Raw genomic sequence first — 20,476 nt, forward strand, 5'->3', positions numbered from 1 at the left:
TGACCCGGTTTTTTATTTCTCTCCCTTCCTTCACCTCTGAGTCGCGCTTTGCTAGGATCGCCTATTTCAACCATCTTTAGGGGCGTAAAGATGCAAGGTACTCTACGTAAGATGCAGGCACAATTGAATTGTGCATCAGCACCAACCATAAACTATCAGCTACCCGTGGGCGACGAGCTGTTGCCACTGAATGACCTGATTGGCAAGCGTCTGACGCTCACCTTCAGCGGTAATATCTTCTGCTGTAACTGTGGCAAAAAAACCAAGAAGAGCTACTCTCAGGGCCACTGTTTTGTGTGCATGAAAAAACTGGCCAGCTGTGACATGTGCATCATGAAGCCTGAAACCTGTCACTACGATCAGGGTACCTGCCGCGAGCCTGAGTGGGGTGAAACCCACTGTATGATCCCCCACTACGTCTATCTGGCAAATACGTCCGGTCTTAAAGTCGGTATCACTCGTCATACCCAGATCCCAACCCGCTGGATAGATCAGGGGGCCACACAGGCTGTGCCCATATTTAAAGTCCAGACCCGATTACAATCCGGCTTGGTGGAAGTGGCATTGGCCGAATTCATTGCCGATAAAACCAACTGGCGCAACATGCTTAAGGGCATTAATCCTGAGCTGGACCTCAAAGCATCCGCAGCAGAGCTGATCCCTCAGATCCAGGCCAAGCTGGACGAGCTGGCCGAACTGTTTGGCGCCACGGCGATTGAGCGGCTGGATGAAGACGTGGTAGACCTGAACTTCCCGGTTACCAGTTACCCTAGTAAAATCAGTTCCTTTAACTTTGATAAAGAGCCGATTGTCAGTGGCACCCTACAAGGTATTAAAGGTCAGTACCTAATCTTTGACACAGGCGTTATCAATATTCGTAAGTTCACTTCATACGAAGTCTCGGTGAGCCTGGATTAATCATAGTTTAACGTCCGTTTACCAGGCGCTGCGGGGGCACAAGCTCGCTTATCCCCCGCTCTGAGCGATAAAAGTTAAGCCAGTCTGACTGCGGCAACGGGCGACAGTAGTGATACCCCTGCATGGTGTGACACCCTAGCTTTTGCAAAAACTTCTGCTGCACCGATTTTTCAACTCCTTCTGCCACCACATGTAAGTTCAGTGCTTTGGCCATCGCGACAATCGCCGTTACTATTTCGCTATTCCCATATTCATCGGGAATTTTGGCAATAAAACTGGCATCAATTTTCAGTATGTCGATCGGCAGTTTGGTCAGATAGCTCAGCGCCGAATAGCCGGTGCCAAAATCATCCAATGCAATCGAGACACCCAGAGTTTTGAGCTTCTTCAGCATGACCTTGGCATCGTGCAGATTGCTGACAAAGCTGGTTTCGGTCAGTTCTAACTCCACATAGCGACCATCCAGATTATGCTGTTCCAGTGCTTTGGCCATGGTCATCACCAAATCGCCCTGGCTGAGGTGGCTGGCGGAGATGTTGATTGCAATGCGACGTATATCCAGCCCTTCATTCAACCATAGCGCCATTTGCCGGCAAGCTTCGTTAATCACCCATTGGTCCAGCTTGACAATTAAGCCCAGCTCTTCAGCCAGTGGAATAAACTGAGCAGGCGAGATAGTGCCCAGGTTTGGATCCTGCCAGCGCAGCAGGCACTCCACACTCATGATCCGACCGCTGGTCAGACAGCGCAGTGGTTGATAATGCAGTTCAAACTCCCCTCCTTCCAGTGCACTTTGAAAACGGCTTAACATCGACAAACGTTCCAGCGAACGCGCATTCATTGACGCTTTGTATAACTGAAACGAATTGCGTCCCAGCTCTTTGGAGCGATACATTGCTACGTCCGCATGTTTGAGCAGACTCTCGCTGTCCAGGCCGTCTTCGGGATAGATTGCCGCGCCCAAAGAGGCCGTGGCAGTGACGTTAAGTTCTCCAAGTGCAAAGGGCAAGCTGAGCTCACTTAGGATCTGATCAGCAAAATTAACGACATCTTCCATGTGCTCTACTTCCGTGAGTAACACCACGAACTCATCGCCACCGAGACGGGCAAGTGTGTCCCCTTGTTTCAGAATGGCTTTGATCCGCTCACTCACCTGGCTGAGCAGCTTATCTCCGGCGCTGTGGCCTAGCGTGTCATTGACTTCTTTAAAGCGATCCAAATCGATGAACATTACGCTGAGTTTATGTTTATCGCGCTGTGCTGAGGCCAGAGCCATCGACAGTCTATCGTAAAATAAGCGCCGGTTAGGTAATCCGGTTAATTCGTCAAAATAGGCCAGCCGGGCAATTTTTTCCTCAGCATTTTTACGTTCAGTAATGTCACTGAAAATAGCCGCATACAGGACATCATCGCTGTAGGGTTCATTGATCTCAATAATAGTCAGCCATTCAACGTAGACTTCACCACTTTTACGTTTATTGCAGATCTCTCCCTGCCAGACGCCCTTATTTCGTAACTCCTTCCACATCCGTTCATAGTAATCCTGACCATGTACTCCGGAGCTGAGAATACTGGGGTTTTTACCCAGCACTTCGTAGTCCTGATACCCGGTTAATGCGCTAAACGCCGGATTTATCTGGATGATCTCACCGTTGGCCCGGGTGATCATAATACCGTCGAGCGATGCATCGATAATGCGATTGGCCAGATAGAGGTTTTTCTCCGACTTTTGCAGTGCCAAGTCACGCTGAGCCAGCACTTTTTCCAGTTCACTACAGTAGGCAGTTTCTATTTCTGTCAGTACATTTTTCAGTGCCAGTAAACCCATCACCTGGTTAGACTCTGGCTCACGGATCACCAGATGGCGGATAGAGCGGGCAGTCATCAGGCGATAAGCATCAAACAAGCTATCTTTGGGTGTCATGGACTCCATGGGGTAACTGGCCAGCTCCCAGCAAGGCATACGCCAGTCCTGATTAAGGATCACATAGGCCACATCCCGTTGTGTGATAATGCCATATTCTGCCAAGGTCTGATGATAGACTAAAACGGCCGTGGTCTTGTCCCGGCGCATCGCCTGAATGGCTTCAGAAATACAAGCCTGAGCATCCAAGGTGCTGATCTGTGACTCGAAATGATCTTCTATGGGGCGAAAGTGCAGATAGTGGTCTAGTCCCTGGTTGCGTACAATGTCAGACAGAGAAACCACGCCCAGTGGCCGGTTATGGGCATCCTTCACCAGTAAGTGGCGAATACCCAGTTGATGAAACTTGATGGTCGCTTCACTCAGCGTTTGGCTGATCAGGATATCATGAACCGGAGAGTTCATTATGTTGCCTATGGCGGTCTGTGCCAGACCACTGTGTTCGAAATCCAGGCTGACACAGTCTGACTCCGTCCAAATTCCGACGATTCTATCGTCCTGCGTAATGAATATTGAACTGACCCGCCGCTCTCGCATCAGGCTCAGCGCATCATACAGACACGTGGTGTAGTCACAACACAGCAGGTTATTTGAATAAACATCTTTAATTTGCAGTTGACGTGTATCGCCCATCATAAGCACAGTCTCGCTTTCAGCCAATCTAATCGAGTATAATGAAGAGAATTTAAACAACCTTGACCAAGAACAAATAATGACAATAAAGTCTTACCCGTTCCTATTATGGTTAGACCAAAGTCTAGCTTATGTCAGCAATGAGACTGAATTGACGGAAATGTGCCATTATTCGGGCCCTGAGGAGGGGATCTGTATCTATCGTGATGGCCAGTATATGACTCGTTCCGGGGAGGTGATAGCGCCCCTGTCGGCCGATGCACTCACCCGATTAGTGCAACAAACCTTAGTACAGGAAGGCCAGTGCTGCGTCTCTAAACTCAGTGAATGTAGCGTAGAGGATGCCTTTACCCTGATAGAGGATATTCGTTAACAGGGGAGACCTCAGGCTTCTGCCAGTGCCCGAACATGACACTCGACACTGCGCCCCAGCGATGACAGATCATAGCCGCCTTCAAGGTAGGAAATGATCCCCAGACATGACTGGGCTTTGGCAAAAGCAATCACTTGTTCGGTAAACCAGATATAGTCCTGCTCGACAAAGCTCAGGCCGCCCATATCGTCCTCCAGGTGACCATCAAATCCAGCACTGATGAAAATCAGCTGAGGGGAAAACGTCTTGAGTCTGGGCAGCCATTGCTGCTCAACCAGCGCCCGAAAGTCACGCCCATCACTGCCAGCCGGCAGCGGCGAATTTAACACTGAGTCAGTATTTTCAATCGCTGTGTTTGGGTAGAACGGATATTGAAACAAAGAGCAGAACAACACCTGAGGATCATCCCGCACTATGTCTTGCGTGCCATTGCCATGGTGCACATCGATGTCCAGCACCGCAATGCGCTCTACTCCTTGTTGCTTTGCATAAGCCACCGCAATGGCCAGATTATTGAATACACAGAACCCCGAGGAGCTATGTTGGTTGGCATGATGGCCAGGAGGACGAACAGCGCAAAATGCCGCATCCAGCTTACCTGCTAACACCTCATCGACGGCCAGGATCCCGGCGCCCACAGCCCGCTCGATGGCTTTCATAGAATCCGGACACAACCAGGTATCGCCATCGAGCTCTGCCAGACCAGACTCTGGTAATGCCTCATATACCCGAGTGATATGTTCCTGGTCATGCACTCGTGCAATATCTTCTAATGTCGCCCTGGGTGCTGTTTTATATTCAATGGCGACATCCAACCCGGAGGCCAGAATACGATCAGAGATGGCATCCAGACGCTCCGGACATTCCGGATGGTCCGCAATCATCTTATGTTTGCGGCAAAGTGGGTGAATGATCAACGCCGTACGCATAGCAAAGCCAGTCCTTCGTAAAGTAATAGACTAAGTGTATCAGAGCCGACTAGGGCGGACCCTGATACTTTGGTGTAACCTGCCTACTTACTGTTCTGGTAACGATTTAGCTGTAAGCCGCAAATTATGGAAATCAAAACTGAAATCCGTGATATCCGGGTTTACCCAGGACATACTTGCCGCCTCAACCTGTTGCGATGGGGACAAGGTAAAGTGAATATAGGCATCTGCCTCCAGCATAGGTTGTTGCCACTTAACAACAAAGGTATTCCCCGTATGATGGACCAACTTTCCTTTGAGCATCGCAGTGTGGGTAAAATCGATATACAACTGACCATCCAGCTCTTCAACAATGACATCACCATACCAGGGACTGCTCAGGGTGCCTGTATACACCTGATTGGCCAGTGCCGGTTGCGGGTTGTCAACTTTTACTACACCCGCCTCACTATAAGCTTCCTCGCGCTTTGCGTAATAACGCTCTGCGGTTTCTTTTACCCAGTCTCTGTCTGGCAAGCCGAGTGCGTCTTCAAATACCTCATTGATGATGGCGGTCAGGGCCGGGTAAACCTGCTGATTTGATAACACCACCACACCCAGCTCTTTGCCCGGTATCATCGCTACCTGGGAAACCATGCCCAGGATCCCGCCGCCATGACCCACTTTCTTATGGCCAAAATAATCTTCAATGGCCCAGCCCAGGCCATAGCCTCTGAATTGTTGCTGGTAGTATTTTTTACCCTCTTTACTGGGCTTACGCATAATATGAGGCAACCACATCTGGGTTTGCTGTTCACTACTGAACAAGCGTTTACCTTCAGGTGTTTGTCCTTGTGATAACTGGGTCAGTAACCAGCGGCTCATGTCATTTGCGCTGGAGGCAATGGCGCCTGCACCACGGAAGTCCTCCAGATAATCGATGAAGAATGGCGTAAGTTGGTCATCCCAGTAAATGCTGCCCGTGGCCCAGTTGGTGTTTTGTGCCGGTATCCGTGAAAATCCGGCTTTAGAGGTATTCATGCCCAAAGGCTTAAACAGTCGCTGTTCAACAAATGTACGCCAATCCTGGCCGCTCACCCGATGCACAACCTCACCCGCTACGACAAACATCAGGTTATTGTAGGCATATTCACTGCGAAAACTGCTGCTTGTCGGTAAATGCGCAATACCATTAAGCAGATCTGACATGGATTTGTCTGTGTCCGGCCAAATCATCAAATCGCCGGATCCTTTCCCCAACCCGCTGCGATGACTCAGTAAGTCGCGGATGGTCATCTCACGCGTTGCATAGGGGTCAGCCAGACGAAACTCCGGGATATGATTAATCACTCTGTCATCCCAGTTCAGCTTGCCCTCATCCACCAGCATAGCCAAAGCCGCAGCAGTAAAAGCCTTACTGTTCGAGGCAATGCCGAACAAGGTATCCGCGTCTACCTTATCCCGATGTGCAACATGGCGCACTCCAAACCCCTTAGCCAGTACCACCTCTGAACGCTCAACCACTGCCAGTGCGATACCCGGAATGTTAAATGTCTCCATCGCTTCGACGACCGCTCGTTCCACCTCTGCGACATTGACTTTAGAATTGACCTGCCCGGCCAATGCCGGGGTTTGCATAACAGTCAATAGTGCTGCGGCGATAAGGCCTCTGCCAAATTGGTACTTCATTTTTATTTTTCTTCCTTATTGATAAATAGACAACTCCCGCTGGGCCCTGTGATAGTCCAAATCCAGGATACAAGGCTGTCTGGATAACAGCTGCTGATATGATGCGGGAAACTGATGATATTGAACACCCCGAAGCACATGTTCCAGATACCAGGAAAACGGCAACAGGTCGTTGTGAAATTGTTGAGTAAGGTAGCAGTGCGCGGTGGTCTGAGTGCCACATTGACGGATCACATCAACACACTGACGCACATAACCCGCTCCTTCTATGCTATCAAGCATCGACACTTCTTGTTCGGTCAGCGCATACAGTACACCATGGACACAAGCGTCACCGCTGTTATCCGGTTCAATGGAGCACTTTGCAGAGCCGTCCTGACCCCGATGACGAAAACCTAAGGTATAACCAGGTAACCAGGCTGTGCCGAGTAACCTGGCGTGGGGCAAACGCGCTTGCAGGCGCGCAGGTGTTAAGTTTGAACCAAAAGCAAAATTTAGTATTTCTCTTGCTGCCATACGAACTCCCGGCGTTAAATAACCAATCTAAGTGCCAGCAAAAGTAAAACCACCCCTATTGCGCGATCAAACCAGTGTCCGGCACGCTGAAAAAAACCACGGACCGCGGCTTTACTCAACACCAGCGACAGCGATGAAAACCATAACCAGGTTGCAACAGCCATATATAATCCGTAGAAAAGTTGTACGGACTGTGGCGTGTCGGGATCTATCACCAGGGTAAACAAGGAGAGAAAAAATAAGGTGGCTTTGGGGTTCAAGGCGTTAACCAAAAATCCGCGACGAAGTGCCGAAAACGTGCTTTCCTGCACAAGCTGAGCGGCATCACTGTGCGGCGAAACCGGCGCAGCAGTTGCTCGCAATGCTTGAACTCCCATGTAGGCTAGGTATGCGCCTGCTATATATTTGAAAGCATTAAATAACTCGGGAGACTGGGAGAGCAACAGCGCAACGCCCAGCAAACAATAGGTGACATGTACCAGGATCCCAAGGCCTACACCCGCACTGGTCATTAATGCATTACGGCGACCAAAGCTGATGCTCTGTTTCAACACTATCGCAAAATCGGGTCCGGGGCTGGCCACCGCAAAAAAATGGGCCAGCGCAATCAAAATAAATTCATCCAGGTAAGGCGACACGACTGCGCTCCTCGAGTGCCAGTAAAACCGGATCAGGAGATGATTTTATGATCCCCTGCAACTGTTTCCGGGCTTTCTTATAGAGGCTTCTTAAATGCGGCTTCAGGTGTTTGGCCCCATTATATTCTGGTTTAAAGTAGCACACGAGCGCGTGGACAAATATGGTTTCGGCTTCACTGAGCGCAGCCTGACGATTCGCATAGGCGTTGTAACAAGAGCCACACCCTCCCCTGAAATGATAAGCACTGTTGCTCAGCATGACCCCAAACCCCATATAAATAGCCAACACATCTGCAGCAACAGGCAGATGCGCCTCGCCGCCAGGCGGTAACTTGCCAACCCGGTGGATTAAGATCATAGCCAAAGTGCCAGCCAGGCTCGCAACCATATCCTGAGGCTGATTAATTTGATTAGGGTTATACGACATTGCAATCGGCACAGCCGGTGGCTGAGATACGCAAACCTGCTCACCACGAAGTCCACCCGTTAAGCTAAACTGTGGAAAAGCTTGCTGCATCGGCATTTGCTGCGGTGACAGCAAGGAAATTGGCCAATGCTGCAACCCGGCATAGTCTCGCACCCGATTAAACACGGTCTGTGCCATCTGCTCAACACTGTTAACCTGATCAGGGAAATCTTTCACTGTAGGCTCAACAATTCGCGTATGAGTTAGAAAAAAATCAACATCAAAGTGCTCCACTGCCCAGCCAAACAATGTAATCAACTGCTGAGCCTGTGCCTCTTCCAGTAGTGGTTTAGATTTAAATATCGCCAGCATTCTATCCTGTTATCCCTATACAAGCCTGTCCGATCAAGGGCGCCTATCTGCGCCATGAATCACTTGGCATTGTAAGAAAAGGTTTTTATCATATCGCCATATTAGCGATAAATACCCTGTGATACCATGCCCCATCTGATCATTGAACATTCTGCAAACTTAGATATACCTGTCAGTCAACTCGTTAAGGCCGTCCATCAAGGCGCCGAAGGTACTCAACTATTTGATCCTTCATCGATAAAGACACGGGCAATTGCCTACAGTGAGTATCAACTTGGTGGGGAGCGTCAGGGCTTTATTCATGTCCAGGCGCACATTATTTCAGGAAGAACCCTGACACAAAAACAGCAGCTGAGTGATGCATTACTCAGCGCCCTGCGCTTACTGATACAAGACCAGCAGATAAACCTCAGTGTACACCCCTATGATTTGGACCCTGAGATCTACCGCAAGAACTGACGTATAATAAAACCAGACTCAGAGCTGACTTCAGTTTACCCGCACTGACCGTGCGGGCCACATTTACTTAACAGAGCCATTATTATGAAATTCCCCTGCCGTTTAGATAAGTTTGTCAGTCACATTCGTGAATTGCCACGCAGTCAAGTCAAAATAGGGATCAAGAAAGGCCTCGTCGTCGTCAACGGCGAAGTGATTAGCAAAGCAGATCATGCTATTGCCCAGGATGATCATGTAGAATGGGACAACACACCACTTGCTTATTTGGGTAAACGCTACTTTATGCTGAATAAACCCAGTGGTTATGTATGTGCCAATCAGGACGACCTGCACCCAACCGTTTTTGAACTTTTGGACGAGCCCAACTTAAAAGATTTTCATGTTGCAGGCAGACTGGACCTGGATACCACAGGGCTTGTTTTAATCACCAATGACGGCGACTGGTCACATCAAATTACCTCGCCCAAAAAGCAAAAGTACAAAACTTACCTGGTTGAGACACAGGAGCAACTCACAGAAGATGCACTCGAGCAATTACGTCAGGGTGTCGCACTGCACAACGAAAAAAACCTCACCCAGCCCGCCATAGCGGAGCAGCTGGATAAGTATGCGCTACGCTTATCGATCTGCGAGGGGAAGTATCACCAGGTAAAACGCATGCTGGCTGCGGTGGGTAATAAGGTTGTTGAGCTACACCGGGAAAATGTAGCTGGTATCGAGCTGGATCCACACCTGGCCCCAGGAGAGTATCGCTTACTTGACGATGATGAGATTAACATAATTAATGCAAGGTAAAACGCTATCATGCCCCATAATGAGGAAAAATCATCTAAAAAACAGCGAACAATGATGTTTTTCAGCTTTTCACAATACGGAATTCGTGTTAAATCATAAAGTCAGGTTCTGCTACAGGGGCATCACGTGTTTTCATCACTTACGTTAAGAACAAAAATCATTTTATTTGCAGCCTCAATCTTTGTCGCGCTCATTTTGGTGGCAATCGTAGGGCTGCAATCTCTCAGGCATGCGAGCGAAACGGATAATATTGCTCGTATCAACCAGCTGATGAAAAGCACGGCAAACATTGTGCAACAGTTCGAAGGGTTTGTACGCAGCGGAGCATTAACTGAAGAACAAGCCAAAACCCTGGCATCGCAAATCCTGAGGGAAAATAAATACCACGATTCTGAATATGTCTACGTGGTAGATAATAAGCTCAACTTTATCGCTGCCCCCCACGACCCACATTTACATGACACCAGCTTTAACGATTTCAAGGACGCCAATGGCAACAGTATTGGCCGCATGGTTGAACGTCTGGTTGGCTCACAAACCAATCGTATCATTACCTATAACTGGACATCTGAGCGCAACGGCACCATTGCAGCCATGACCTCAGTGGTGCAAAAAACGCCTTTGTTTGGTTGGTATGTTGGCACCGGGATCAGCTACCAGGAAGTCGACGAACGCTATTGGGATACCGCCAGCTGGCTTGCCTCCCTGTCACTTTTGATAGCCGTTGTGCTCACTTTTGCTTTGACGCGGTTCGGGTTGTCACTGTCCAATAAATTGGGCGCCGAGCTGGACGATGTACTGGATATTGTTCAGGAAGTCTCTCGTGGTAACCTGACTTCAGAGATACGCAGCGACAACGCCAAACCAGACAGCATTCTGGCCGGTATGGAATATATGCAAGAAGGACTAAAAGGCGTGGTTGGCGGGCTTAAATCGGTCAGTGATTCACTGAATGAGCAAAGCCATAATGGCGAGAAACGCTCTAACGAATTAGAATCTCTCACCCGCAGCCTGAGTGAAGAAACCCAAATGGTCGCATCAGCCATTACCGAGCTCACCGCTTCTGCACAAACCGTTGTGGAACATGCCGAGCAGGCGGCTGACTCTGTGCAACAAGCGGAAAGCCAGGGACAAAGTGCTGACAAGCTGACCACCAAAGCATCAGAGGCCATTGCACTGCTGGAGCAACAGATTGACAGTGCAGGCAACAACATTCAGGTGCTTGATGAAGAAGTGAAAAACATTGCGAACGTACTGAGTGTGATCCAAAGCATTGCCGAGCAAACCAACTTGCTGGCACTCAATGCGGCCATTGAAGCTGCGCGTGCAGGCGAACAAGGTCGCGGCTTCGCGGTTGTTGCTGACGAGGTAAGACAACTGGCTCAACGGACACAGAGCAGCACAGAGGAAATTCATACCATGATCGGCAACCTTCAGTCGGCGACACAAGAAGCAAAGGCGTCGGTCACACTCAGTATTGCCACCAGTGAAAAAACCGTCACAATGTCCGGCGAAGCAAGTGAAGCGCTCAAACGTGTTGCCGAATCGCTCAGTGCAATATCTCATATGAGCTTTCAGATTGCACAGGCAGCCAAAGAGCAGCTTGCTGCTGGGGAAGACACAGCCCACCGAGTAGTAACCATATCTGATACTGCCAGTCAGACAGCCCAGGTGTCTCACCACGCACACCAGGCAACCGACAGTATTACGGCATTGACACACCAACTGGAAAAAGAAATGGCAAAATTCAAAGTTTAGTTGGACTAGTTAATGTTCAGATTTTCAAGAAGAAAAAGTGAAACAAACAACAAAATTAACAAATAATTAAAATTATATGAAAAATTTCATTTCACTTTTCTGGACTAGGTGGTAAATTTATTAACCAGAGCTTAATAGACCTTATGTTGTGCTATATGAAATAAATCATATATGATAGGTCTTAAAGCACACCCTGTTCATCTGAATTACGTTTGCCAAGCCAACACGTAATCTCCCGATGAATGAGCAAAGGCGGAAGCTGTGCCTATACTCAATAACCTGACTAGCCAGTTATTGTAGTCGTTTTGGTTAGGCAAACAACAATGACATAAGGAACATCAATATGAAAACTCTTTCATTTACTGATTGCCAAAAAGTCGCTGCCGGTTCCAGTGTGTTACACCCTGTTAGACCCGATGCCCAACAATATACTCTCAAATCTGAAGCTACACGTAGTTCGACATGACAAAGGATTTATCGATTAAAGACCTACTACTACCATACGTCGTGATGGTAGTAGTCATTTTTATTATGCAGGATGCCACTTATGTGTTCATCCTCTCCTGTATTGCGATCATCTCTCTGGTTTTTTTGATTGGACTGCGGATCAAAGACATTAATATTTGCGTACTCGCAATGATGAACTTGTCATCCATTCTTATCGAAAACCTGCTGTTTTCCACTGGCTTAATTAGCCTATATTCAGACGAAGAAAACCGCCTGCTGCAAAACAGTATTATATTCGGCCTCTCGATGGTCAGAGAGTTATTAATTTTGGTGCTACTGACTTACCGTATTGAAATCACCAAGTCGCTTTTTCCTAAACACCAAATCCGTGCCACATTTGCTGACAGTATGATGCCCTGGCTCTATCTGATAGGCGCAGCTATCAGCTTCTTCGCGCTGATAGAAAACTATTTCCGAAACGCGAAAGGCTACGACATTACCTTTTTCTTCTATGCATTTGAAATTACTGGCTACCTAATATTTTCAACCATATGTGCGATGCTGGTTGCACTGACCGTGATCTCGTATAAAGAAGCCTATGAATTGAAAGTACCGACCATTAAAAAGCGGGGTTAGCATTCTATAGACAAGCCTGCCTGGTTCAGCGCCGGTTTGTCTTAAAAACTGTCAGTGTATTGATGTATGGCCTTTACCGTGCGTTTTCGTCACCTCAATACACCTTTGCAGGCGGTCTTCAGTCGCTGTAAAAATATGGGTTATCCAGATAAATAGGGCGCGCTGTGCTCAAAAAGGACAGATCAAAATAGTGCGCCAAAAGCGTTTCATACTGGCCACTTTCTTTCAGGCGCGATAACCCCAGCGCCAGCTTCTCCGCCAGCTCAGGCTTTTGCTTGTTCACAAAAAAATAGAAATGTGCCGGGTAAGACAAGTAAAACTGCGGTAGCTTTATCAAGTCATCAGAGGCTTGTGCCGCCAGCTCAGAGTCGATTTCTATCACTGAGCGAGGAAAATAGTCGGCCTTCTGAGCCGTAATTAAATCGAACATAGCCTGATAATTTACAATCGGCCTGACTTTTAAGCCATTGGCCGCCAGTATCTTAGTGTCTGGCCAGTCATGGCCTTGCACAGCCACCAATTTAGCCAGCTCAGCTTTGTCCTTCAGGGCTTGAAATCGTGCTAACTGTGCCCGATTAACCAGCAATGCCCGTTTCCCTATCAAACCGTCAAAGAGTGGAAACTTGACCGCGATGGCCAGCTTTTCCCGTGCCGGGCTGGACATACTCCAGTGTAAATCAACTTCCCCTTTGCTCAGCGCCAGAAGCGTTCTTTGCTGATGAGGATGGACCTTGACGTGTTGAATATCCACCGGGTATTCAGCGGCTTTTAAAGATAAGTCGAGCAGTTCGTAGAGGAACAAGTCGCGGTCGTACAGCGGCCGCATCTCTTTTGCAACATATATGGTTGACTTAGCTTCGGCAACGACCCCAAGCAGGAATAGCATCAGATAAACATACCATTTTACCATACACCACCTAATTCACATTGAATTGTCCGCCCTGCACATTGCATCTCAGGCGCTAACGTTGGTGACTTTCAAACTACACCCTAGCGTGCTTAACTGCAACAATACTCGAGTGAAGTTGGTATTAGACGCTGCTGACCGCGTCTAAACGTACCACAGGGGCACTGGGTTTGCGGCGATTGCAAACAAACAAATAACTATTGCGGTATCTCTTAGCTTCTTTTTTTGCATCCGTTGCCAGTGCAGCAACCTGATGGCTGTTACTACAAGATTCTACGTCCGGCGAAACCAGTCCAATCGATAAAGTCAGCAAAGGAACAAATTGCTTCTGCCCTTCCCGATTGCTGGCCCAGTAACCACCTGCAGCCACATGCTCAGGGGTGAAAAAGGCCTTAGACTGAGCTTCGAAACGTTGGATTATCTCATGGCACAAGGTTTCTGCATCGTCCTCATCAAACACCACCATAAAGTCATCGCCACCAATGTGACCCACGAAGCAATGACTGTGCTTACATACTGCAACCGTCACTTCTGCCAGCAACTTGATCACACTGTCGCCACTGGCATAGCCATACAGGTCATTAAACTGCTTAAAGTGGTTAAGGTCGATATAGGCCAGCGAAAACCCGTGCATGGCACGCAGACGCTGTTCAATGGCCTCATTAATAGCCACATTGCCCGGCAACATGGTGAGTGGGTTTGCATGTTGTGCATGACGAATTTTCTCGTCGGTAATGTGCTTGAGGATGTCACGCAGTGGTGCCAGCCCCAGATAGCGCCCTTCCCGGGTAATGATAATATGCCGTCGTATATCGAATTCGTGTTCTGTAATAAGCTGACTGACACTATCAAGTTGTTCCTGCTCATCGACAATCAGGGGCTGCTTGTCCATCAACTCTGTCACAGGTTTTTTGTCGAACAAGGCATGACCATAGGGCGCAGCAAAGACTTCGGTGAGCTGATCCCGGTGTAACAATCCCACCGGCTCTCTGGCGTCATTGACCACCGTCAGACTCATCAGCCGTTTATCACGTTCAAAGTGCCGGTGAGCATCGAGACATTGTGTACAGGTGTGAATGGCAGCCACATCTTTTGCCAGCCAGCCAATGGCAATAGACTGCTCAAAGGGATTGTCTTTGTTGTCATTGTGGCGATGCTGGGCCAGATTAATCATCTCACGGTCCGGGCGTTCACTGGGCTTGGCCAGCAGATACCCCTGCGCATTGACAATACCCAACTGCTCCAGCAAAGCGAGCTCTTCCATGCGTTCGATGCCCTCGGCGATGACCGCCGTATTGGTCGCTTTGGCAAGTTCAATAATGGACTTAAGAAACTCACGTTTGACAATACTCTGATCGCAATAATCGATAAAATAGCGGTCCACTTTGACGAAGTCGGGGCATAGCTCTGACCATTGCTTAAGCCCCGAGTAACCCGCACCCAAGTCATCGATGGCAATGGTAAACCCCAGTTGGCGGTAATGGGCAATGGTTTTTAACAGTAAGAAGCCGTCATCCACCTTATCCTGTTCAGTCACTTCAATCACAATACGATTGGCAGCCAACCCAGCCTGCTCAACCAGATGCAAGGTTTCGCCTTTGGGATGGCGCGGATCCAGTAACGCCTTTGGGCTGACATTGAGAAACAGCTTACCGGGTAATTGCAGCGCCACAAATTGCGTGATCGCCCTTTGACGGCACAGTAATTCCAGCTCAGAGAGTCGATCGTAGCGACTGGCTGCAGCAAACAAGCTGTCAGGTTGCTCCAGCGCAGAGCCGCGCTTGCCTCTGCTCAGCGCTTCAAAGCCCAGCACCTGCTCCTTCGCCAAGTCATAGATTGGCTGGAATGCCGTATAAACGGCCTTATTTGCGATGATTTCATCCAAAAGGATCTGCGTTGAGTCCACTGCTCGATGACCAAGATGAGGTTTGATTGATAATCGAGCAAATTATCAATTTTACATGACAGTTATATGTCAAAAAGAAAATTGTACCTAATTTGATGTTGAATCATTTGCAATTGCCTGTTCCTCTGCCGCTGCTTCAGAGCGCTTAATTGCCTGTTTAACCTGCTCAGCATGTGCCATGGCTTCGACCATTTCCAGCTCAGCTTCCAGATAGCTTTCGTCGTCACCTAAGCCATCTTTAACGATGACTAAGACTCTGGCAGGGTGCAGCATCAGCTCTTTGCCATGATAACAAACCGGATCGGGCAGCTCAGGTAATTTATTACCATCATGATAACCTTGTTCCAGTTCATCCAGAGACAAGCCGCTCAGAGACCCCCCGATTGTCTGTACAGCGTTGAAGTAAGGCTGGCACTGCGGATACGCGAGGTTAAACGCGTCCAGCACCTTACTGCCCTGCTTTATCAGGTTATCAGCATGGCTGCGAACCAGTTCGGCATCACTTTGAATCCGGATGTCCTTAAGCAGTTCGCTGGCGAGTAATTGATAGGTTTCGATCTCAGAATCAGGTTCTACTGATGTGGCAGTCTGGGCATTGGCCACCTGCTCTGACGGTTCTGAGCAGCCGGCCAAAGCCAGGCCCAATAACACGGTCGCTAATTCCTTACGCATTGTATTTCCTCCGGTGATGACAAAAAAGCCGCGATACAATCGCGGCTTTCTATTACATTGCAGGTTGATTATGGCATGGCATCCAGGTCGGCGCCTTCTTTTTCCACTTCAACCGGGATCAGGTCCTCTTTGCTCACACCCATAGCAACGGCTACCGAGCTGGCCACGTAGACCGATGAGTAAGTACCGATGAATACACCGAATAACAGTGCAGTTGCAAAACCATGGATAGTCTGACCGCCCCAGACAAACAGTGCAACCAGTACCAGAATCGTGGTGATTGACGTCACCAAAGTACGGTTCAGTGTCTGAGTTAGTGAAATATCAATGATCTCCAGCGTATCGTCGATACGGACCTTACGGAAGTTCTCACGGATCCGGTCAGATACAACTATGGTATCGTTGAGAGAGTAACCAATTACGGCCAGGATCGCGGCCAGAATAGTCAGGTCAAACTCTAAACCCAGTAGTGAGAACAGGCCCATCGTCAGGATCACGTCGTGGAATAAAGCCGCGACGGCACCAACGGCAAAGCGCCACTCAAAGCGAAACGCAACGTAGATAAGGATACACAGCAGTGCGGTCAGCATTGCCAGCCCCCCCTGCTCTTTGAGGTCTTCACCGACGCTTGGACCAACAAACTCAATACGGCGCATTTCAACATTGCTGTCGACCTGCTTCAACGCATCGACCAGCTGGTTACCCAGGATCTCAGCTTTCACGTCATCACGAGGGGCAAGGCGCACCAACACGTCCTGGCTTGAACCAAACAAGGTCACAGACGCATCAGGGAAGCCACTTTCTGCCAGTGTACTACGCACTTTCGGTAAGTCAGCAGGCTGTGAAAAACCCACTTCAACCGCGGTACCACCGGTGAAATCCAGACCCATGTTCATGCCTTTGTAAGTCAGGCTGAAAATCGACGCCAGGATCAGTAGCGCAGAAAACGCCATCGACACTTTGCGCGCCGCCATAAAGCGGATAGTGTCTTTGATTCTTAATAACTGCATCTTCGTCTCCTAGATTGAAAGCGAATTAATACGCTTGCCACCGATGACCGCATTGATCACCGCACGAGTACCGACGATAGCCGTAAACATCGACGTTAAGATACCAATGGCCAGCGTCACGGCGAAGCCTGCAATCGGACCCGTACCGACAGAGAATAGGATCACGGCAGCGATAAGCGTGGTAATGTTAGCGTCGAAAATGGTGCTGAAGGCACTGTCGTAGCCGTGGTGAACCGCTTGCTGAGGACTGCGCCCTTCCGCCAGCTCTTCACGAATACGCTCAAAGATAAGCACGTTAGCATCTACCGCCATACCGACGGTCAGTACAATACCGGCAATACCCGGTAAGGTCAGCGTTGCTCCTGGGATCATTGACATAACGCCCACAATCATCACCAGGTTGGCAGCCAGTGCCATGTTGGCAACCAGACCAAAACCTTTGTAGTACATCAACATAAATGCCAGTACAAACGCAAAACCCAGCACAACCGCAGTCATACCTGCCTGGATGTTCTCCTGACCCAGGCTGGGACCAACCGTACGTTCTTCAACAATTTGAATAGGCGCAACCAGCGCACCAGCACGCAGCAACAAGCTCAGATTGTGCGCTTCAGCCGGGGTATTAATCCCGGTGATCTGGAATGAGCTGTTCAGACGGGCCTGAATGGTAGCCACGTTGATCACTTCTTCCACTTTGATAGGTGGCAGGGCTTTACCATTTTTGTCGACTTTACCTGACGGCTTGTATTCAATGAATACCGTAGCCATCGGTTTACCAATCGCACGCTTGGTAAAGGCACTCATTTTCGCGCCACCTTTGGAGTCAAGGTTGATGCTTACTTTAGGACGCTGATATTCATCCAGGCCTGACTGAGCACCTGTGATGTGTGACCCTTCCAGCACAACACGCTTTTTCACTACAACCGGATAACCAGCCTGATGCATGATCACTTCTGAACCCGGCGGCACGCGACCTTGCGCAGCGGCACGCGCATCAGCATTTTGATCCACTTCGCGGAACTCAAGCGTGGCCGTTGCCCCTAAGATCTCTTTCGCACGCGCGGTATCTTGGACACCTGGTAGCTGAACAATAATTCGCTCAGCGCCCTGACGCTGTACATTCGGCTCTGCCACGCCTAGCTGGTTGATCCGGTTACGAATGATGGTCTCATTTTGCTTGATGGCGTAGTCGCGTAGCTCTTTAATCTTTGGCTCACTCAGCGTTGAGAAAAATGCCAGGCCATTGCTGCTGTCGTTGATAAACAGGTTGCCCGGGTAACGCTTTTTCAGGAACCGCTCAGCCGCATCTCTGTCTTCGTCAGAGCGCATAACTACTTGAATACGGTCACTATTAGCAACACGACGAATCGAACGATAACGTAGTTTTTCTTCTCTTAGATCGCTCTTATAATCCTGCTCCATCTGCTCAAATGCTTTGTCCATGGCCGTCGCCATGTCAACTTCCATCGTGAAGTGAACACCACCGCTCAAGTCCAGACCCAATTTCATTGGATTAGCACCCAAATTCTTTAACCACTCAGGCTGTGCCGGGGACATGTTAATGGCAGAGATATAATCTTCACTCAGGGTATTACGCAGCAAATCCTGCGCTTTAAGCTGGTCTTCAACGTTAGTGAAACGGACGAGCACCTGGCCATCTTCAAGGGCAGTTGATTTTACGGTGAGGTTGTTGTCTTTAAGTGTTTTATTTACCTGGTCGAGCACACTGAGATCGGCATTGGTACCTTTAGTACCAGAAACCTGTATGGCCGGATCACGACCATACAGGTTAGGTGTAGCGTATAAAATACCTACGGCCAATACAGCGAGCACAAGTAAATATTTCCACATTGGATACTTGTTTAACACTGGATCATCCTTATTGCTGGTTTATAGCGACTTCATTGTGCCTTTTGGTAGCACAGCTGATACCGCTGATTTTTGTACCGTTACTTCTGCCTGATCATTCAGGGCAATAACGATAAAATCTTTGTCTTCTGCAACCTTAGAGATTTTTCCGACCAGGCCACCCTGAGTCAGTACTTCGTCACCTTTGGTCAGCGCACCCATCAGATCTTTATGCTCTTTTACACGCTTTGCTTGTGGGCGGTAGATCAGGAAATAAAATACCAGACCAAAAATACCCAGCATGATTAACATGCTCCACTCGCCACCGGCTGGTGCTGCGGCTGCCGTGCTGGCATGCGCGCTAGACATAAATAAGCTCATAGCTCTTCCTCATTTAATTTTTATTGCAAACTGTTATTCGGTATCGGCCAATGGCGGAACCGGTCTGTCACGTCGGGCATAAAAGTCAGCCACAAACTGATCAAACGTACCGGCCGCAATAGCCTCACGCATCCCTTCCATCAGGCGCTGATAATAGCGCAGGTTATGGATAGTATTAAGACGCGCACCTAAGATCTCGTTACACTTATCCAGGTGATGCAAATAAGCGCGCGAGTAATTTTTACACGTGTGGCAATCACACTCAGGATCCAATGGACCTGTATCCGTTTTATGCACCGCGTTGCGGATCTTAATCACGCCACCGGTAATAAACAGGTGACCATTTCGCGCGTTACGGGTTGGCATCACACAGTCAAACATGTCGATACCACGACGTACAGCTTCTACTAAGTCTTCCGGCTTGCCCACGCCCATCAGGTAACGCGGTTTTTGCTCCGGCATTTTATAGGCACAGTGATCAAGGATGTTGATCATGTCTTCTTTCGGCTCACCCACTGACAGGCCGCCCAGGGCATAACCATCAAAACCAATGTCTTCCAGTCCAGCCTGAGATTCGGCGCGCAGCTCAGGGTACATACCGCCCTGAATAATGCCAAAGAGTGCAGACGGGTTATCGCCATGGGCTTCTTTAGAGCGCTTTGCCCAGCGCAAAGACAGCTCCATTGAATCACGCGCTTCTTTTTCCGTCGCAGGATAAGGCGTACATTCGTCGAAGATCATCACGATGTCAGAGCCCAGATCACGCTGTACTTCCATCGCTTTTTCCGGAGATAACATGATCCGCTCACCGTTGACCGGTGACTGGAACAACACACCTTCCTCGCTGATCTTACGCATTGCGCCCAGACTAAATACCTGGAAACCGCCTGAATCGGTTAAGATTGGTTTATCCCAGTTCATAAAATCGTGCAGATCACCGTGCTGTTTGATGATCTCTGTACCCGGACGTAACATCAGATGAAAAGTGTTGCCCAGACAAATATGCGCACCGGTGTCTTTTAATTCATCCGGTGTCATGCCTTTTACGGTGCCATAGGTGCCTACCGGCATAAAAGCAGGCGTTTCAACCACGCCTCGGTCAAAGATAAGGCGACCGCGGCGCGCTTTGCCCTGTGTACAATCTAATTCAAATTTCATACTTACCTCTGGTCGGAAAAACAGTCCAACTTATTCCAGATCGGGCACCAAACCCGACAACTTTGAAAACCGCCAGATTCTACCATAACGGCATTAATATTGGGTCTAAAATAGCACTTTAA

19 protein-coding genes are annotated in these 20,476 nt (G+C 48.8%); 6 read left to right on the top strand and 13 right to left on the bottom strand.

Translation table 11 applies throughout. The features are described 5' to 3' along the window. Nucleotides 1-90: 90 nt before the first annotated feature. Nucleotides 91-918, top strand: coding sequence for a DUF2797 domain-containing protein (locus CWB99_RS01860; RefSeq protein ID WP_138549835.1), 828 nt, complete (start codon nt 91-93; stop codon nt 916-918). 7 nt (nt 919-925) lie between these two features. On the opposite strand, the gene CWB99_RS01865 is transcribed toward CWB99_RS01860, so the two are convergent. Then, on the bottom strand, nt 926-3,478 hold the full coding sequence (locus CWB99_RS01865; protein ID WP_138549836.1) for an EAL domain-containing protein: 2,553 nt from the start codon (nt 3,476-3,478) through the stop codon (nt 926-928). Nucleotides 3,479-3,554: 76 nt separating this feature from the next. On the opposite strand from CWB99_RS01865, the gene CWB99_RS01870 reads away from it, so the two are divergent. Next, entirely contained in the window at nt 3,555-3,848 is a 294-nt protein-coding gene (locus CWB99_RS01870) for a hypothetical protein (RefSeq protein ID WP_138549837.1), read from the top strand. Nucleotides 3,849-3,859: 11 nt separating this feature from the next. Here the strand turns inward: CWB99_RS01870 and CWB99_RS01875 are convergent, their stop codons facing one another. The 5 genes from CWB99_RS01875 to CWB99_RS01895 form a co-directional block, all read right to left on the bottom strand. Continuing rightward, the gene (locus CWB99_RS01875; RefSeq protein ID WP_138549838.1) at nt 3,860-4,777 is read right to left on the bottom strand and encodes a histone deacetylase family protein; all 918 of its coding nucleotides are present in this window, start codon (nt 4,775-4,777) and stop codon (nt 3,860-3,862) included. 87 nt (nt 4,778-4,864) lie between these two features. Then, nucleotides 4,865-6,394, bottom strand: coding sequence for a serine hydrolase (locus tag CWB99_RS01880; protein WP_432760818.1), 1,530 nt, complete (start codon nt 6,392-6,394; stop codon nt 4,865-4,867). Nucleotides 6,395-6,460: 66 nt separating this feature from the next. Further along, the gene (locus CWB99_RS01885) at nt 6,461-6,961 is read right to left on the bottom strand and encodes a gamma-glutamylcyclotransferase family protein (RefSeq protein WP_138549840.1); all 501 of its coding nucleotides are present in this window, start codon (nt 6,959-6,961) and stop codon (nt 6,461-6,463) included. Nucleotides 6,962-6,975: 14 nt separating this feature from the next. Beyond that, a complete protein-coding gene (locus tag CWB99_RS01890) occupies nt 6,976-7,599 on the bottom strand; it encodes a LysE family transporter (protein WP_138549841.1) in 624 nt (207 codons plus the stop codon). Next, nucleotides 7,580-8,377 carry a hypothetical protein gene (locus tag CWB99_RS01895; protein ID WP_138549842.1) on the bottom strand — a complete coding sequence of 266 codons (798 nt, stop codon included), beginning with the start codon at nt 8,375-8,377 and terminating at the stop codon, nt 7,580-7,582. Before CWB99_RS01895 ends, CWB99_RS01890 begins: the two co-directional genes overlap by 20 nt. 126 nt (nt 8,378-8,503) lie before the next feature. Between CWB99_RS01895 and CWB99_RS01900 the strand changes: the two genes are divergently transcribed. The 4 genes from CWB99_RS01900 (at nt 8,504) to CWB99_RS01915 (ending at nt 12,472) form a co-directional block, all read left to right on the top strand. Continuing rightward, on the top strand, nt 8,504-8,836 hold the full coding sequence (locus tag CWB99_RS01900) for a 5-carboxymethyl-2-hydroxymuconate Delta-isomerase (RefSeq protein ID WP_138549843.1): 333 nt from the start codon (nt 8,504-8,506) through the stop codon (nt 8,834-8,836). A gap of 84 nt (nt 8,837-8,920) precedes the next feature. Continuing rightward, the gene (gene rsuA / locus CWB99_RS01905; RefSeq protein ID WP_138549844.1) at nt 8,921-9,631 is read left to right on the top strand and encodes a 16S rRNA pseudouridine(516) synthase RsuA; all 711 of its coding nucleotides are present in this window, start codon (nt 8,921-8,923) and stop codon (nt 9,629-9,631) included. A 126-nt stretch (nt 9,632-9,757) separates the two neighbouring features. Further along, complete coding sequence (locus CWB99_RS01910; protein WP_138549845.1) at nt 9,758-11,389, top strand: methyl-accepting chemotaxis protein; 1,632 nt, start codon at nt 9,758-9,760, stop codon at nt 11,387-11,389. Between the two features lie 462 nt (nt 11,390-11,851). Further along, on the top strand, nt 11,852-12,472 hold the full coding sequence (locus tag CWB99_RS01915) for a hypothetical protein (protein ID WP_138549846.1): 621 nt from the start codon (nt 11,852-11,854) through the stop codon (nt 12,470-12,472). Nucleotides 12,473-12,590: 118 nt separating this feature from the next. Here the strand turns inward: CWB99_RS01915 and CWB99_RS01920 are convergent, their stop codons facing one another. From CWB99_RS01920 to tgt, 7 genes are all read right to left on the bottom strand, one after another. Continuing rightward, complete coding sequence (locus CWB99_RS01920) at nt 12,591-13,382, bottom strand: substrate-binding periplasmic protein (RefSeq protein WP_138549847.1); 792 nt, start codon at nt 13,380-13,382, stop codon at nt 12,591-12,593. A gap of 121 nt (nt 13,383-13,503) precedes the next feature. Next, nucleotides 13,504-15,285, bottom strand: a complete 1,782-nt coding sequence (locus tag CWB99_RS01925; protein WP_138549848.1) for a bifunctional diguanylate cyclase/phosphodiesterase — start codon at nt 15,283-15,285, stop codon at nt 13,504-13,506. A gap of 87 nt (nt 15,286-15,372) precedes the next feature. Next, nucleotides 15,373-15,957 carry a hypothetical protein gene (locus tag CWB99_RS01930; protein ID WP_138549849.1) on the bottom strand — a complete coding sequence of 195 codons (585 nt, stop codon included), beginning with the start codon at nt 15,955-15,957 and terminating at the stop codon, nt 15,373-15,375. A gap of 68 nt (nt 15,958-16,025) precedes the next feature. After that, nucleotides 16,026-16,967: a protein translocase subunit SecF gene (gene secF, locus CWB99_RS01935; protein WP_138549850.1), complete on the bottom strand. Its 942-nt coding sequence runs from the start codon at nt 16,965-16,967 to the stop codon at nt 16,026-16,028. Between the two features lie 9 nt (nt 16,968-16,976). Beyond that, nucleotides 16,977-18,836: a protein translocase subunit SecD gene (secD, locus tag CWB99_RS01940; RefSeq protein WP_138549851.1), complete on the bottom strand. Its 1,860-nt coding sequence runs from the start codon at nt 18,834-18,836 to the stop codon at nt 16,977-16,979. A 21-nt stretch (nt 18,837-18,857) separates the two neighbouring features. Further along, nucleotides 18,858-19,196 carry a preprotein translocase subunit YajC gene (gene yajC, locus CWB99_RS01945; RefSeq protein ID WP_010383276.1) on the bottom strand — a complete coding sequence of 113 codons (339 nt, stop codon included), beginning with the start codon at nt 19,194-19,196 and terminating at the stop codon, nt 18,858-18,860. Nucleotides 19,197-19,229: 33 nt separating this feature from the next. Beyond that, the gene (tgt, locus tag CWB99_RS01950) at nt 19,230-20,354 is read right to left on the bottom strand and encodes a tRNA guanosine(34) transglycosylase Tgt (protein ID WP_010383277.1); all 1,125 of its coding nucleotides are present in this window, start codon (nt 20,352-20,354) and stop codon (nt 19,230-19,232) included. Nucleotides 20,355-20,476 lie beyond the last annotated feature (122 nt).

Source organism: Pseudoalteromonas rubra, from assembly GCF_005887095.1.
GTDB lineage: Bacteria > Pseudomonadota > Gammaproteobacteria > Enterobacterales > Alteromonadaceae > Pseudoalteromonas > Pseudoalteromonas rubra_E.